At 61.9% G+C, this 14,891-nt stretch carries 9 protein-coding genes; 4 read left to right on the top strand and 5 right to left on the bottom strand.

Annotation, left to right across the window (positions count from 1 at the left end):
• Positions 1 to 3: 3 nt before the first annotated feature.
• Positions 4 to 1,692: a histidine kinase N-terminal 7TM domain-containing diguanylate cyclase gene (locus ACZ3GY_RS00690; RefSeq protein ID WP_465908584.1), complete on the bottom strand. Its 1,689-nt coding sequence runs from the start codon at positions 1,690 to 1,692 to the stop codon at positions 4 to 6.
• A gap of 361 nt (positions 1,693 to 2,053) precedes the next feature.
• On the opposite strand from ACZ3GY_RS00690, the gene ACZ3GY_RS00685 reads away from it, so the two are divergent.
• The 3 genes from ACZ3GY_RS00685 to ACZ3GY_RS00675 all read left to right on the top strand — a co-directional run bounded on the left by ACZ3GY_RS00685 (position 2,054) and on the right by ACZ3GY_RS00675 (position 4,683).
• Positions 2,054 to 2,446, top strand: coding sequence for a YkgJ family cysteine cluster protein (locus ACZ3GY_RS00685; RefSeq protein ID WP_042554281.1), 393 nt, complete (start codon positions 2,054 to 2,056; stop codon positions 2,444 to 2,446).
• 97 nt (positions 2,447 to 2,543) lie between these two features.
• On the top strand, positions 2,544 to 3,614 hold the full coding sequence (locus ACZ3GY_RS00680; RefSeq protein ID WP_465908583.1) for a serine hydrolase: 1,071 nt from the start codon (positions 2,544 to 2,546) through the stop codon (positions 3,612 to 3,614).
• Positions 3,615 to 3,624: 10 nt separating this feature from the next.
• Positions 3,625 to 4,683 (top strand): serine hydrolase, encoded by a 1,059-nt coding sequence (locus tag ACZ3GY_RS00675; protein ID WP_465908582.1) that lies wholly within the window; start codon positions 3,625 to 3,627, stop codon positions 4,681 to 4,683.
• Between the two features lie 57 nt (positions 4,684 to 4,740).
• On the opposite strand, the gene ACZ3GY_RS00670 is transcribed toward ACZ3GY_RS00675, so the two are convergent.
• The 4 genes from ACZ3GY_RS00670 to thiI all read right to left on the bottom strand — a co-directional run bounded on the left by ACZ3GY_RS00670 (position 4,741) and on the right by thiI (position 13,108).
• Positions 4,741 to 6,111, bottom strand: a complete 1,371-nt coding sequence (locus ACZ3GY_RS00670) for a DUF3999 domain-containing protein (RefSeq protein ID WP_465908581.1) — start codon at positions 6,109 to 6,111, stop codon at positions 4,741 to 4,743.
• A complete protein-coding gene (locus tag ACZ3GY_RS00665) occupies positions 6,108 to 9,365 on the bottom strand; it encodes a DUF2339 domain-containing protein (RefSeq protein ID WP_465908580.1) in 3,258 nt (1,085 codons plus the stop codon). Before ACZ3GY_RS00665 ends, ACZ3GY_RS00670 begins: the two co-directional genes overlap by 4 nt.
• 294 nt (positions 9,366 to 9,659) lie before the next feature.
• Entirely contained in the window at positions 9,660 to 11,480 is a 1,821-nt protein-coding gene (typA, locus tag ACZ3GY_RS00660) for a translational GTPase TypA (protein ID WP_465908579.1), read from the bottom strand.
• A 173-nt stretch (positions 11,481 to 11,653) separates the two neighbouring features.
• The gene (gene thiI, locus ACZ3GY_RS00655) at positions 11,654 to 13,108 is read right to left on the bottom strand and encodes a tRNA uracil 4-sulfurtransferase ThiI (protein WP_465908578.1); all 1,455 of its coding nucleotides are present in this window, start codon (positions 13,106 to 13,108) and stop codon (positions 11,654 to 11,656) included.
• 330 nt (positions 13,109 to 13,438) lie between these two features.
• Between thiI and glnA the strand changes: the two genes are divergently transcribed.
• Positions 13,439 to 14,845, top strand: a complete 1,407-nt coding sequence (gene glnA, locus ACZ3GY_RS00650; RefSeq protein ID WP_070880561.1) for a glutamate--ammonia ligase — start codon at positions 13,439 to 13,441, stop codon at positions 14,843 to 14,845.
• Positions 14,846 to 14,891 lie beyond the last annotated feature (46 nt).

Here is a 14,891-nt window from a genome sequence, read left to right as displayed (position 1 = left end):
AGTTTAACCCTTTCCAGAAACGGGCGCCTCAGCAGCTGGCGACGCAGCGCGCGGCAACAGGCTGCATACACGGTTACGCCCACCACGTTTGGCTTCGTACAGGGCGGCGTCGGCTGCCCGCAGCAATTCGTCGAGCACCTGGCCCTGATCGGGCCACAGTGCAAGACCGGCCGACAGGGTTACCTGACGCACGCCACTACGGGTTTCGATCGGCTTTTTTGCCAGCCCCAGGCATATGGCTTCGAGGCGTTTGGTCGCTTCGAGCGCATCGGCTCCGGGCAGAATCAGCAGGAACTCTTCGCCGCCGATACGAAAGACCGTATCGGAACTGCGCAAGTTCACCAGCAGATGCTGCGCCACGCTCTTGAGCACATCGTCGCCGTCGAGATGGCCATGCTCGTCGTTGAGCTGTTTGAAGTGATCCAGATCGATCAGCGCCAGCGACAAGGGCGCGTTTTCACGCCTGACGCGGGCCAGTTCCCGGCCGAACAATTCGTCCAGATAACGCCGATTGTAGAGACCGGTCAGCGGGTCACAAAGTGCCTGTTCGCGCAACTGCTCGTGCAGGCTGGTGATGGTGCGCAAACGCTCCTCGCTAAGGGCCAGCGCCTCGGCCAGCTTCAGTTTGCTGAGCTGACGCTGGGTAACGTCACGCAAGTAAAGCATCTGCCCCAATATCAAGGTGCCCTGGCGGGTCAGGCGCTCGATGGCGCGCACACGCACCTCGAAGTAAAGCTGCGCTTCAGGCAATGCCAGCAACTGCTCCTGCTGCGTACTGGTTTCCAGCAACAGCGCCTGCAACTCACGGCCAAACACCGGCCACTCCTGCAGCTTGCGGCCTTGCCAGTCAGGATCGAGCCCGCCGAACTTGAGCGCTGCCTGATTGGCCTCGATCACCCGCCCCTGCGTATCGATGACCAGAACCGGGTCAAGCAACGCTTCGAGCAACAGGTGCCGCGCCACCGGGAGCAGGTCGAAAAGGCGCACGCCGAGAATCAACCAGGAGAACGCGACCAGGGTGAAGACGAAACTGAAGGGCGTGGGGTCGACGCCGAATACCACCGCGCCAAAACCTACATAGGCGATATTCGCCGACCAGGGCACCGCAGTAACCAGCACGAACGCCAGGTAATGGCGCCGGTGTACGCCGTGGCTGGTAAGCGCCGCGCGCAGCACCACGCCAAGGCTGAAACTCATGAACAGGTAGACGTACACCGCCGTGGCGTAAAACAGCGGGCCATGCTGATAACGAATCGGCGCGCCCAGCTCGGCAGACACCGGCCCGGTTTCAGCGCCATAGAACAGGCCATGCCACGGGTTGCTCAGCACCACCAACCAGATCAGCACCGGCGCAACCATCAAGCCGAGTACCGAATGCCGCGGCAGTGGCTTGCGTACGCTACTCACGTACTGCCAGAGAAACACCGACCAGAACGTCGGTACGGAGACGATCCCCGGCCAGGACATGGTGGCCCAGAACAGCTTGCAGTCGGGCGCAACCGATGCGACCTCGAGGCCGGCCATGGCCATCCACCACATGCTCGCCAGGTGCATCAGGATAAAGGTGTCGCGGCCAGGGAAATCCCGTTGATGAATGACCCAACGTGCGAGCAGCACGCCACCTATGCACACCACCGCGGTCAGCAGCACTGCAGCGTTGAATTGCCAGGCTGAATTGATGCAGGCGTTCATGCCTCACCCTCATCTGCCAGGCGACAGCGAACGACGACTGGACATGAAGTGTTGTGGCCTGACCGGCGCGATATGGGGGCAAGCAAGGAAGAAGTTTCCATTCCAACACGGCTCGGGATAGAGGGCAGCGCACAGGGTCTGGCGCAGTATCGCCCATCCAGATTACGGGCCTCTGGGACGACAGATCGGTACGGCAGAACGTGCGCACTAAGATACTGCAAATATCATGCTTTTCAGGAGGTTTTTCTCATTTCGCCGGCCCGAAAATGCGCGCTTGGGGCAACCAACCGGCGGAAGCCTGTTCACAAATTCGCCAACATCGTTATTATCGCGCGCCGCCCACCACGCGAAACCTCTCTAGATGAAAAGCAATCTGATTGCCGCAGCGGAAATAGACCGCCTCGATACCTGGGCGCGCTATACCGCCGACATGTGCCACAGCTGCATTTCCAGCTGCTGTCAGTTGCCGGTCGAGGTACGCATCGCCGACCTGATCCGCATTGGCGTGGTCGACGAATTCGAGCGTGGCGACCCACCGAAGAACATCGCCAAGCGCCTGCAGAAAGATGGCCTGGTCGAGCGCTTCAGCCAGAAGACCGGGATCTTCACCCTGACGCGCATGAGCAACAACGATTGCTATTATCTGGATCGCAAGAGCCGGCTGTGCACCATCTACGAACGTCGCCCGGATACCTGCCGCAATCACCCTAAAATCGGCCCACGCCCGGGTTACTGCGCCTGGCGACCGAAGTAGGTCTGCAACTTCCGGTTACCCGCCTGCTTGAACACCCCGGCGCGCTAGCGCCTCGAATCCTCCACACCCGGCTCGCACCGCCACCCGGAGGATTCGCATGCGCCACCACCCACTCATATACCCCGCGCTCGTCGCCCTAGCCCTGCTGACCGGCACTGCGTCGGCTGACAGCGAACGGCCGGGCTGGCAGGAGCCGCTGCTGGAGCGTTTGCAGACAGTGGCCGCCAAACAGGACGGCGAACTCGGCGTTTATGTGAAGGATCTGCACAGCAACCTGGCCGTAACGCTGCACGCCGAAGAACTCTGGTACATGGCCTCCGGCATCAAGGTGCCGGTGGCCATCGCCGTACTGAGGGGCGTGGAGCGTGGCGACTGGAACCTCGATACCCGCCTGGCACTGGCCGCCGATGACTTCGTCGACGGCGCCGGGAGCACTAATCAGTACGGGCCGGGCGAGCGCCTGAGCGTACGCTTTCTGCTTGAGCAGATGATCATCTACAGCGACAACACCGCCACCGACCGCCTTATCCGCCTGGCTGGCCTGGATGCTGTGAACGCACTGGTCGGCGAACTGGTGTCCGAAGGCTTCGAGCCCATCACCACGCTGGGGGATGTGCGCCGGCATATCTATCGCGAGCTGCACCCTTCGGCGGAGCACCTTGGCGGGCGCGACCTGCTGCGCCTGCGCCAGGCCCGCAAGGATGGTGAACGGCTGGACAGGCTCGCATCGCTGCTCGGCGTGCCACGCAAGGAGTTGGCGCCCATCAGCCTGAATACCGCCTACGCCAACTACTACCGCAGCAACCTGAATGCCGCGCGGCTCAGCGCCTATGGCGAGCTGCTGGAGCGACTGGCCGACGGCCAGGCATTGGGCGCCGAACAAACCAGATACCTGCTCGGCATCATGGGCCGGGTGAAAACCGGCAGCAAACGCATCATCGCCGGCCTGCCAGACGACGCACGCTTCGCCCACAAGACCGGCACCCAGCGCGCGCGCATCTGCGACTCAGGGCTGATCGAGACGCCTGATCGCGGCTCGGCCGAACCGGTACTGATCGTTGCCTGTGTACAAGGCGAACCATCACTGGCCAAGGCAGAACGCAGCCTGCGTCAGGTTGGTGAAGCACTGACCGAGTCCGGCGTGCTGCAACGTGACGCACTCAATTGAGGATATCCCCGTGAAGGTATGGCTGGCTGATACTGCTCTGCTCGGTTGCGCGGCCGTTTCCCTGTGGCTCTGGGCTGCCCCTCAACACGACGAACGATTCGACGCACTGCAGCAGCGCCTGAGCGAACTCGATGAGGCATCCCCCGGACGGCTAGGCGTCTACCTGTTACGCCCCGCCGACGGTAGCGAGCTGAACTACCATGCGGATCGCGCCTGGTACCTGGCTTCGGCGACCAAGGCAGCAATAGCCATTGCCGTGCTGCAGGAGGTCGATGAGGGAAACCTGCAGCTCGACCAGAAGATCACTCTGGAAGAAGCTGACCGCGTGGACGGCTCCGGCGGCCTGGTCTGGGAGAACGCGGGTGCCCGCTATAGCGTGCGCGAGCTGATCCGCGAAATGCTCCAGGAGAGCGATAACACCGCCGCAGACATGCTGATTCGCGTGGTCGGCGAGGACGCACTAAACCGTCGCATCAACGACGCGGCAGGAGGCGATTTCGGCCAGATCACCACGCTGCTGCGGGTGCGTCACGAACTGTACGGAAAGCTGCATCCGGCCGCCCGCTCGCTGGAAAACCGCCAGATCGTCGAAATCGCCGCAGCCCCGCTCGGCCCCCAACGTGTCGAGGCGGTGGCCAATGTGCTCGACCTGAAAATCGATCAGCTCGAGATCAGCGACCTCGATGAAGCCTACACCCGCTACTACGACAGCGGCCTGAACAGCGCCACCCTGGTCGCCTACGGTCAGTTGCTGAGCAAACTGGCGAAAGGCGATCTGCTGAGCAACGACAGCTCGACATTGCTGTACGACATCATGGGGCTGGGTGGTTACGACGCCTATCGCCTGGAGGCTGGCCTGAACAAGGACCTGCCCTTCATACAGAAAACCGGCACCCAGCAGCACCGCGCCTGCCACATGGGTATCGCCAATCCGCAGACTGAAAGCGCTCTGGTCATCGTCGCCTGCGCCGAGGATCTCGATGAGAACGACGAAGCCGGCAAGCTATTCGAGCAAGTTGGTAAGGTGATTCAGGAACTGCTGCTGAACGACGCCCCCAGCAGAGCCTGATCATCGCGCGCTCCAACCATGCAAAAGCGATCCCGCCTTGCGTTCCTGATACCCCTGTCAGGAGCGCTTTGCGGACGCGCGCAACAGGCTGAACGCCATCAGCACCAGCACGCCGACGCCAACCAGCAATACAGCCCACAGGCCAATGCGCTTCCAGTCGGCCCCAGGCTTTGCAGGAACGGCCGCGGGCGCCACCTCGACTTCCGGGATCACGCCGCCGATAGCGGCCTGGCCCATGCCCTCCAGGCGCTGCGGGGTGAAGCCGGGTACCAGGGTGGTGACCGGCAGGCTACCAGCCTGGGCATTCACCCGGCCAAGGGCTAACTGATAAGGTGGATTGCCGCGCGCCAGAAACAGCAGCTCGGTAGCGCGCATGGCCACGCTCAGACGCGGCTCACTCTGCCCCAGACCGCCACCGCGGCTATCGACTTGCAAGCGCAACTGACTGACCGGCGATTGCGGCAGCTCGATCTGATCCTGCACCATCTCGCGGCCATCGACGGGCAAACGGTAGAGAACCGAGCTCGCCAGCGGCGTCCACGACGCCGTGCTATCCCGACGCCCCTGCAGCAACACCGGCGCCAGGCTGTTGGGTTGTTCGACCTCGATACGCAGACGCTCGAGGGGCAAGGCCAGCGGCAATGCCCAGGTAACGCCCTGCTCACTTGCCTGCCCTTTCAGCGCTGCAGACCAAATCAGCGCTGCCGGTTCGGCAGTGCTGCGTGTGCCGCTGACGCTGGCGGCGCTCAGGCTCACCGCCTGCTCCGGGACCAGCCACAGCAGACGCAGGTAGCGCGCCCGGGTGGCCGGCAACTCCACGTCGCTCTTATCGATGCGTTCGCCATTGAAGCTCAACTGAGCGACCTGCCCCTCGCCCAGTGGCCGCCAATGGTTAAGATCATCGCTGGCCTCGATGCTGAAGCGCTGGAAACCCTCGCTCTCGGCACTCCACTGCAGATGCAGGCGCTGCAGGGGAAAGTCGGTGGCACTGGCATCCAGCAGCCAACCTCGCAATACATCGGCAGTGGCAGAGGCTTCGGTGTCAGCGTTGAGCTCGATGATCGAGCCGTCATCACCACGCTGCACGCGCAATGTCGGCCCAGCAGTGCGGCGCCCCGCCGGGCCACGTAAGGGGAACAGCCGCAGATCGGCACGTTGCTGGCTCTCGGCGAAGCGCTCTGCACCGGAAATCAGGCTGTAGGCCAGGCGCTCGCCTTCTTCGTTGAATACGCGCAGGTCGCGAAAGTCGGCATACCTGGCGGCGAGATGGGCCTCCATCGGCAATTGCATCCGATACCAGGGCCCCTCTCCACTCAAGGTCAGCGGTACAGCAACGGCATAGTCAGCGGGACTTTCTCTTACCTCAGCTGCCGGTGCAGAGAGGCTCACGCCCAGTATGACCAGCGCACCCGCGATACGCAGGCTCATGCCGACACCTGCGTTTCACGCTGCTGGCGCGGCGGCAGCGGGGCGAAATAGCCCACCACCAGCAACAGTACGCCGACGCCAATGAAGGAGATGATCCGTTCCAGGCTGCCGCTGTTGCCCAGGTCTACGAAGAACAGCTTCACGACCACCACACCGATCAGCGCCGCGCCGGCCATCCACAGATCACGGCGAGCGCGGAGGTGCCCGGCGATGGTCAGGCTCAGGGCGATCAGCGTCCAGACGATGGATAGACCGGCCTGCACCAGCCGCGAATCGATCAATGTATCCACCTGGAACGGCACCTGCCCCCAATGGAATGCAGTACGACAAACCATCATGGTCAACAGCGCGAACAACGAGGCGCCGAGCACCGCCTGGGTTGCCAATTGCATCTGCCTTGGCTCGATGGCCAGCGTGGACAATCCGTCTCGAGCCCAGCGGTGCACGGCAAAGAGCACGAACAGCATGCCCAGTTCCAGCGGATTGATCAGCGGCACATAAGGCAGCGGCTCGGCAGAACCGTCACTGAGCAGATTGACCAGCCAGAACCAGCCCAGCAGAAGGACGGCCAACGGTAAAGCCGCGTAACTGCGGTACTCCCGCTGATAGGCAGCAACGGGCCAAGGCAGCGCGCAACGCAGGCTCATCAGCACCAGGTAAGCGCACGGTACCAACACCCAGCCTAACCAACGCCAGGCGTTGTAATGTTCGGCCAGGGCGAAGAACAGGAAGCGCAACTCCAACGCCAGTACGCCTAGCAGCAGCCAGCAACCGAGCACGTGGCCGATCCGGATCAACGCCTCCGGGGCCAGCCCCTCAATGCGGCGCAGCATCAGGAAATGCAGGGCGAACAGCGCTGGCCAGGCAAGCCAGCCGAGCGCCGCCAATGGGTGATAACCCAGGTGCCAGGTGAGCAACAGGGCGCCGAATCCCAACGGCACCAGCGCCAGGCTGAACACCGCCAGTGCCGGCCAGCGCTGACGCAGGGCGAACAGAGTGGTGAGGGCCAGGCTGACCACGGCAACCAGCAGGAATGCATGCCCCTGCAGGTCGTCAGGCACAAAGCGCGAAATTTCGCTCAGCGCCGCCATTAGCCACCAGGCTGCGCACCAGAACAGCGCCACGTGTGACAGTTCCTGCAAATCCAGCGGCAGCAGATCGGAGCGGGCCACGCGCCACGCGAGATGCAGGCGCCAGGCGCAGAGCAGGCCCGCCAGCGCCAGCAGCACCGGTGCCCAGAACGTCAGATGGGCCAGCGGCCGCAGGGCCTCGGCGACCACGGCCTGATCGAGGCCGTCGCTGAAAGTCAGGTAGATCATCCCACCAAGCACCTGCACGCCGAATGCACTGATCAGCACACTGCGCGCGCCCAGATGCAACCCGGCGAGCAGCGTCGCCACACCCGCCACGGCCCAGGCGGCTGCAGTGCCGTAGGGGCCGAAGCTCAGTGGAGCCATCAGGTAGAGGAATGCCAGGCCGCCATAGGCCAGCACGGGTTGCAACCGCCGCTCGCGATCCGCCACCTGGTCTCCCGCACCGCGCAACTGCAGAAAGCTGAACAGCAGTGCTACACCCAGCATCAGTGCGCCGAGTGCCGCCCCCTCAAGCAAGGTCTCATCGCCGGAGCGCACGCTCCACAGGTATGCCACTGCTGCGCCCACCTGCAGCAGCAGGGCGAACAGACGCGCGAATAGCCGTTGCTGACGCAGCGCCAACCAGTACAAACCAGCGCCTTCGACCGCCCAGGCGGCGGAAGTCCAGCGAGCATCCAGGCCCAATGGAATGGCCAGGGTGGCAAAGATCACGCCCAACGCCAGGCAGGTCTCCATCAGCAGCACGGCACGCCCTGGCGCACGCGCAACCAGTAGCCGGGCCAGCAGCATGTACAGCAGGCCCATGGCCAGAGCACTGAACGCCGCGCCGAAGGGCAAGTGCTGAACCACCGCGTACTGCAGGCCTAAGCCCACCAATGGTGTGCCGAACAGCACGCTGCCGTCGACGTAACCGGTCTGACGCGCCGTCCACTTGAGCAGCGCCTCGCGCGAATCGTTTTCCGGCCCGGTCGGTGCTTCGAGCAGACGCCGCCGGGCAAACAGCAGACCGATAGCCACGTACATCAGGAAAAACAACAGCAGGAAGGCCTGGGTGCTGGGCCACAGATCCGTGGTGTAGGAGCGCAGCCCCCAGGCCAGGCCGATGCCGAAGGTGCCGATGAAACCGATCAGATTGAGCTCGCGCCAGGCCTTGAACCAGGCGATGGCGAAGATCCCGGCATTGAGCAGGGTGAAATAGCTGAACAGCGCCACGTGACTGCCGCCACCACTGGAGGCCAGGATCGGCGCGGCGAAACCGCCCAGCGCCGCAGCAGCGGCCAGGCCACGGGCGTCCTGCAGGATGGCCAGCACAGCCGAGCAGATGGTCACCACCACCAATAGCGCCATCGCCACCTGCGGGGAAAGCAGAGGATGCAGACGCATGGCCGCGAATACCGTCAGATACAACACGGCGATACCGCCGCCCTGCATCAGCAAGGCATAGGCCGGGCGCCGCTGACGCAGCCACCAGCCCAGCGCCAGCAGAGCGATCGCCGCCAGCGCCACACCGGCGTAGCGCAACTCGATGGCGACCACTACCCGCTCGGAGGCGTAGCGCAGCAGGAAGGCCAGGCCCAGGAACAGCAGTACCAGGCCCACGCGCAATACGGTGTTGCCGCCGAGCAGCCAGCCCCGCGCAACAGCGATGCCACGGTCGAGCCAGGTCGGCGCTGGCGGCTCGGCAACCCGCGCTGCAGCGGACGGAGGCGGCGCAGCAGCAGCTTGCTCCAAGGCTGGTTCGGGGCTCGACTGTGCAAGCGGCGCGGTCGGCGTGACAGCTGGCAGTTCCAGCTCGAGCTCCCACTCATGCTCCACGGTCGACTCGACCGGCGCCGCTGCAGCAGATTCCACAGGGGCCTGAACCGGCGGTACGTCGGTCTGTTCGGGCAGCTCATCGGTGCGCGGCTGCGCAACGCCCTGCTCCAGACGCACGAGACGCTCGTGCAGGTCGCCGGTGCCATGGTTGAAGCGGGCAATCAGCTCCGCCAGAGATTTACGCAGCGCCTCATGCTGAAGCTTCAACGCGTGCAGCGCGAACGCCTGCCCTGCCGCCAGCCCAAGCAAGCCCCCCAGCGCCGCCCCGGCCATCGCCTCGCCATTTGTCGCGCCCAGTATCAGCGCCCCGAGCACCAGCCCGACCAGCATGAAAATCCACTGCATGCACTCGAATCCTTGAAGAGAAAATCATCCATGCCGGGCGCGGGCCTGACAGAACCCGCAGTATATGGGCTTCACGCGTTCAGATGATGGAGTCGCTCACAATTGTGGACGACGGCAATCGAACGCAAAAAACCGGCAGTTTTTTCGCACCGATACTGACAACGAGGACGGCGCTTTGTCATGGCAGCGCGTAAGATTTCCGAGCTCGCTTGCCGTTGCCAGAGCCATCACCGTCCACAAAAAAGCCCCCGCAGGCTCGCGCCGGCGGGGGCTTTCTAGTCAGCTAGAACTGGATCAGTTCTTGGCTTTCTTGGCAGCACGGGTACGCTCGCCTTCGTCGAGGATCTTCTTGCGAAGACGGATCGACTTAGGGGTCACTTCGCACAGCTCGTCGTCCTGGATGAATTCCAGAGCCTGTTCCAGGGTGAAGCGAACCGGCGGAACCAGGGCGATGGTTTCGTCTTTACCCGAAGCACGCATGTTGTCGAGCTTCTTGCCTTTGGTTGGGTTGACGCCCAAGTCGTTGTCGCGGCTGTTCAGGCCGACGATCTGACCGTTGTAGATTTCCTGACCGTGCTCGACGAACAGCTTGCCGCGCGCCTGCAGGGTTTCCAGGGAGTAGGTCAGCGCCTTGCCGGTATCGATCGACACCAGTACGCCGTTCTGACGGCCGGACATGTGGCCCGACTTCATCACGTCGTAACGGTCGAAGATCGAGGTCAGGATGCCAGCACCGTTGGTCAGGGTCAGGAACTGGTTACGGAAACCGATCAGACCACGCGCCGGGATGTTGTATTCCAGGCGTACACGGCCCTTGCCATCCGGCACCATGTTGCTCAGGTCACCCTTACGCAGGCCCATCTCTTCCATCACTTTGCCCTGCGCTTCTTCAGGGATGTCGATGGTGACGTTTTCGAACGGCTCGTGCTTGGCACCGTTGACTTCACGGATGATCACTTCCGGACGACCTACGCCCATTTCGAAGCCTTCGCGACGCATGTTCTCGATCAGTACCGAGAGGTGCAGCTCACCACGGCCGGAGACCTTGAACTTGTCAGCCGAGTCGCCTTCTTCAACGCGCAGGGCCACGTTGTACAGCAGCTCTTTGTCCAGGCGCTCTTTGATGTTACGACTGGTGACGAACTTGCCTTCTTTACCGCAGAACGGCGAATCGTTGACCTGGAAGGTCATGGAAACGGTCGGCTCGTCGACGGTCAGCGGCTTCATCGCTTCGACAGTGTTGATGTCGCACAGGGTGTCGGAGATGAACAGCTGATCCATACCGCTGATGCACACGATGTCGCCGGCAGAGGCTTCTTCGACGTCAACGCGGTGCAGGCCGTGGTGGCCCATCAGCTTGAGGATACGACCATTGCGGCGCTTGCCGTCGGCGTCGATGGCGACCACCGGGGTGTTCGGCTTGACGCGACCACGGGCGATACGACCCACGCCGATGATGCCCAGGAAGCTGTTGTAGTCCAGTGCCGAGATTTGCATCTGGAACGGGCCGTCACGGTCAACTTTCGGCGCAGGTACGTTGTCGACGATCGACTGGTACAGCGGAGTCATGTCTTCAGCCATTTCGGTATGGTCAAGACCGGCAATACCGTTCAGGGCCGAGGCGTAAACGACTTTGAAGTCCAGCTGTTCTTCGGTGGCACCGAGGTTGTCGAACAGGTCGAAGATCTGATCCAGAACCCAGTCAGGACGCGCGCCTGGACGGTCGACCTTGTTGATCACCACGATCGGACGCAGGCCGGCTTCGAAGGCCTTCTTGGTCACGAAACGGGTTTGCGGCATCGGGCCGTCTTGAGCATCGACCAGCAGCAGTACGGAGTCGACCATCGACATCACGCGCTCTACTTCACCGCCGAAGTCGGCGTGGCCGGGGGTGTCGACGATGTTGATGTGGTAGCCGTTCCAGTTGATCGCGGTGTTCTTCGCGAGAATGGTAATGCCACGCTCTTTTTCCTGGTCGTTGCTGTCCATCACGCGCTCGTCGTTGAGCTCGTTGCGCTCCAGGGTGCCGGACTGGCGCAGGAGCTTGTCAACCAGGGTGGTTTTGCCATGGTCAACGTGGGCAATGATGGCGATGTTACGTAGATTCTCGATCACAGTAGTGGTCTCGTAGGTTGGGTCGGGCTACCCAGCAGTTGCATTCAGCGGCCCAACGCGAAAAATCGGGATTAAGGATAAAGGCAGAACGTTAACAATGTGTGGCGACAATGCCGCCGCGAATCGGGTCGGGAGGTCGGTGGCGGATACTGCCGCCATTCAGCCCAGGCGTTTTATGCCGGACGATAAACGCGCACATTGGCATGTCCCTCGCTCAGCAGGTGATGAGCATGCAAGCGGCTCATCACGCCCTTGTCGCAGTAAAGGAGGTACTGGCGGCTCGCATCCAGCTCCTTGAAACGGTTGTTCAGTGCATAGAACGGCATGGCCTGCACGTCTACGCCAGCCAGTTGCAGCGGCTCGTCCTCGACCAGATCCGGGTGACGGATATCGATGACCACATGGCTGGGCAGTGCCTCGGCCAGTTCCTCGACCTGAATATCCTGGCCCAGCTCTTCGATCACCCGGTCTATCGGCAGCAGGCGCGCCCGCTCCAGCGCACGCTCGAGTACCGCCATGTCGAACTGTTCTTCTTCGTACACGACACGCTGCGGCTTGGCCTTGGTGGTCGGGTTCACCGAGATCACGCCGCAGTACTCAGGCATGTGCCGGGCGAACTCGGCGGTGCCGATGGCCTCGGCGGTGTCGATGATGTCCTGCTTATGACTGGCGATCAGCGGGCGCAGCACCAGCTTGTCGGTGACCGAATCGATCACCGAGAGGTTTGGCAGCGTCTGGCTGGATACCTGGCTGATCGCTTCGCCGGTCACCAAGGCGTCGATCTGCAGACGCTCGGCCAGCTGGCTGGCGACGCGCAGCATCATACGCTTGAGGGTCACACCCATGTAGCTGTTGTCGACCTTGCCGAGAATCTCGCCGAGCACTTCCTCGAACGGCACGCTGATGAACAGCACGCGCTGTGAGCGACCGTACTTCTGCCACAGATAATGGGCGACTTCCATCACACCCAGTTCGTGGGCACGACCACCGAGATTGAAGAAGCAGAAATGGGTCATCAACCCGCGGCGCATGATCTGGTAAGCAGCAACGGTGGAGTCGAAACCACCGGACATCAGCACCAGGGTCTGCTCCAGCGAACCCAGCGGATAACCACCCATGCCCGGATGCTGATGATGAATGACGAACAGGCGCTGATCGCGGATCTCGATGCGAACTTCGATCTCCGGCTTCTTCAGGTCGATACCGGCAGCGCCACATTGCTGGCGTAACTGACTGCCGACATGACGCTCGACATCGATAGAGGAGAACGAATGCCGGCCACCGCGCTTGCAGCGCACCGAAAAGATCTTGCCTGGCAGCAGGTCACCGTAATGAAGCTTGCACTTTTCGACGATATCGTCGAAGTCGCCCAACGGGTACTCGTCGATCTGCAGGAAATGCACGATGCCCGGCACGCAGCTCAGTCGCTCGACGAGCTCGTGCAGAAGCTTGGGCTCGGTGACCTCGGTCTTCACTTCCAGATTGTCCCAGACACCGGTCACCTGCAGTTGCGGATCGAGATCACGCGTGACTGCACGGATGTTCTTGGCCAACTGCCGGATGAAGTTCTTGCGAACCGGCGGGCTCTTGATGGTGATTTCTGGGAAGACTTTGACGATCAGTTTCATGGGAGCAAATGTCGGGCACCAGTGCCTGAAAAACAGGGGCGCGGATTATAGCGGGAATTGCTCAAGCTTTGATCAAAAATCCTAAAACATTCCTAGCGCGCACCAAATAAGAGCACAGCATCATTAATTCGCACCAATAGAGAGCCCTCATGCACCTCGTCAATGCGAGGATACCCGCGCCAGCGCTGGTTTTCAGGGCATGAGCCCATCACGGGGCACTGGCATGCAAATTGCTCCCTTGTGAGGCAGGGTGTCCTGGCAGACCATCTTGCCCGGCGTCACGAACTCAAAGAAGGGTTAATAGAAGACCCTATCCACCTGGAGGACAACATGTCTAAGGCTGTTCAACTGATCAAAGAACACGACGTGAAGTGGGTTGACCTGCGCTTCACCGACACCAAGGGCAAGCAGCACCACGTGACCATGCCGGCCCGTGATGCCCTGGACGACGAATTCTTCGAAGTCGGCAAGATGTTCGACGGCTCCTCCATTCATGGCTGGAAAGGCATCGAAGCCTCCGACATGATCCTGCTGCCGGACGACAGCACTGCCGTGCTCGACCCATTCACCGAAGAGCCGACCCTGATCCTGGTCTGCGACATCATCGAGCCGAGCACCATGCAAGGCTACGATCGTGACCCGCGCTCGATCGCTCGTCGCGCCGAGGAATACCTGAAGACCACCGGTATCGGTGACACCGTATTCGTTGGCCCGGAGCCTGAGTTCTTCATCTTCGACGAAGTGAAGTTCAAGTCCGATATCTCCGGTTCCATGTTCAAGATCTACTCCGAACAAGGTTCCTGGATGACCGACCAGGACGTCGAAGGCGGCAACAAGGGCCACCGCCCTGCCGTAAAAGGCGGCTACTTCCCAGTTCCGCCGTGCGACCACGACCACGAAATCCGTACTGCCATGTGTAATGCCATGGAAGAAATGGGCCTGGTCATCGAAGTTCACCACCACGAAGTGGCGACTGCCGGTCAGAACGAAATCGGCGTGAAGTTCAACACCCTGGTAGCCAAGGCTGACGAAACTCAGACCCTGAAGTACTGCGTGCACAACGTGGCCGATGCCTACGGCAAAACCGCTACTTTCATGCCGAAGCCGCTGTATGGCGACAACGGTTCGGGCATGCACGTACACATCTCGGTTTCCAAAGACGGCAAGAACACCTTCGCGGGTGAAGGCTATGCCGGCCTGTCCGAAACCGCCCTGTACTTCATCGGCGGCATCATCAAGCACGGTAAGGCCCTGAACGGCTTCACCAACCCGTCGACCAACTCCTACAAGCGTCTGGTTCCAGGCTTCGAAGCGCCGGTCATGCTGGCCTACTCGGCTCGTAACCGTTCCGCCTCGATCCGTATCCCGTACGTTTCCAGCCCGAAAGCCCGCCGCATCGAAGCTCGCTTCCCGGATCCGGCTGCCAACCCGTACCTGGCCTTCGCAGCTCTGCTGATGGCCGGCCTGGACGGCATCCAGAACAAGATCCACCCTGGCGACGCTGCGGACAAGAACCTGTACGACCTGCCGCCGGAAGAAGGCAAGCTGATCCCGCAGGTTTGCGGCAGCCTGAAAGAAGCCCTGGAAGAGCTGGACAAGGGCCGTGCGTTCCTGACCAAGGGCGGCGTATTCTCCGACGACTTCATCGATGCCTACATCGAGCTGAAATCGGAAGAAGAAATCAAAGTGCGCACCTTCGTGCACCCGCTGGAATACGACCTGTACTACAGCGTCTAAGCCAGCCTCGCTGCAGATAGCAGCGCGATAAAAACCTCCCCGGTTC

It is taken from the genome of Pseudomonas sp. PME37.24/006 (assembly GCF_055556635.1).
Note: the sequence above shows the minus strand (reverse complement) of the source record. Positions and strands in the feature narration are given on the sequence as shown.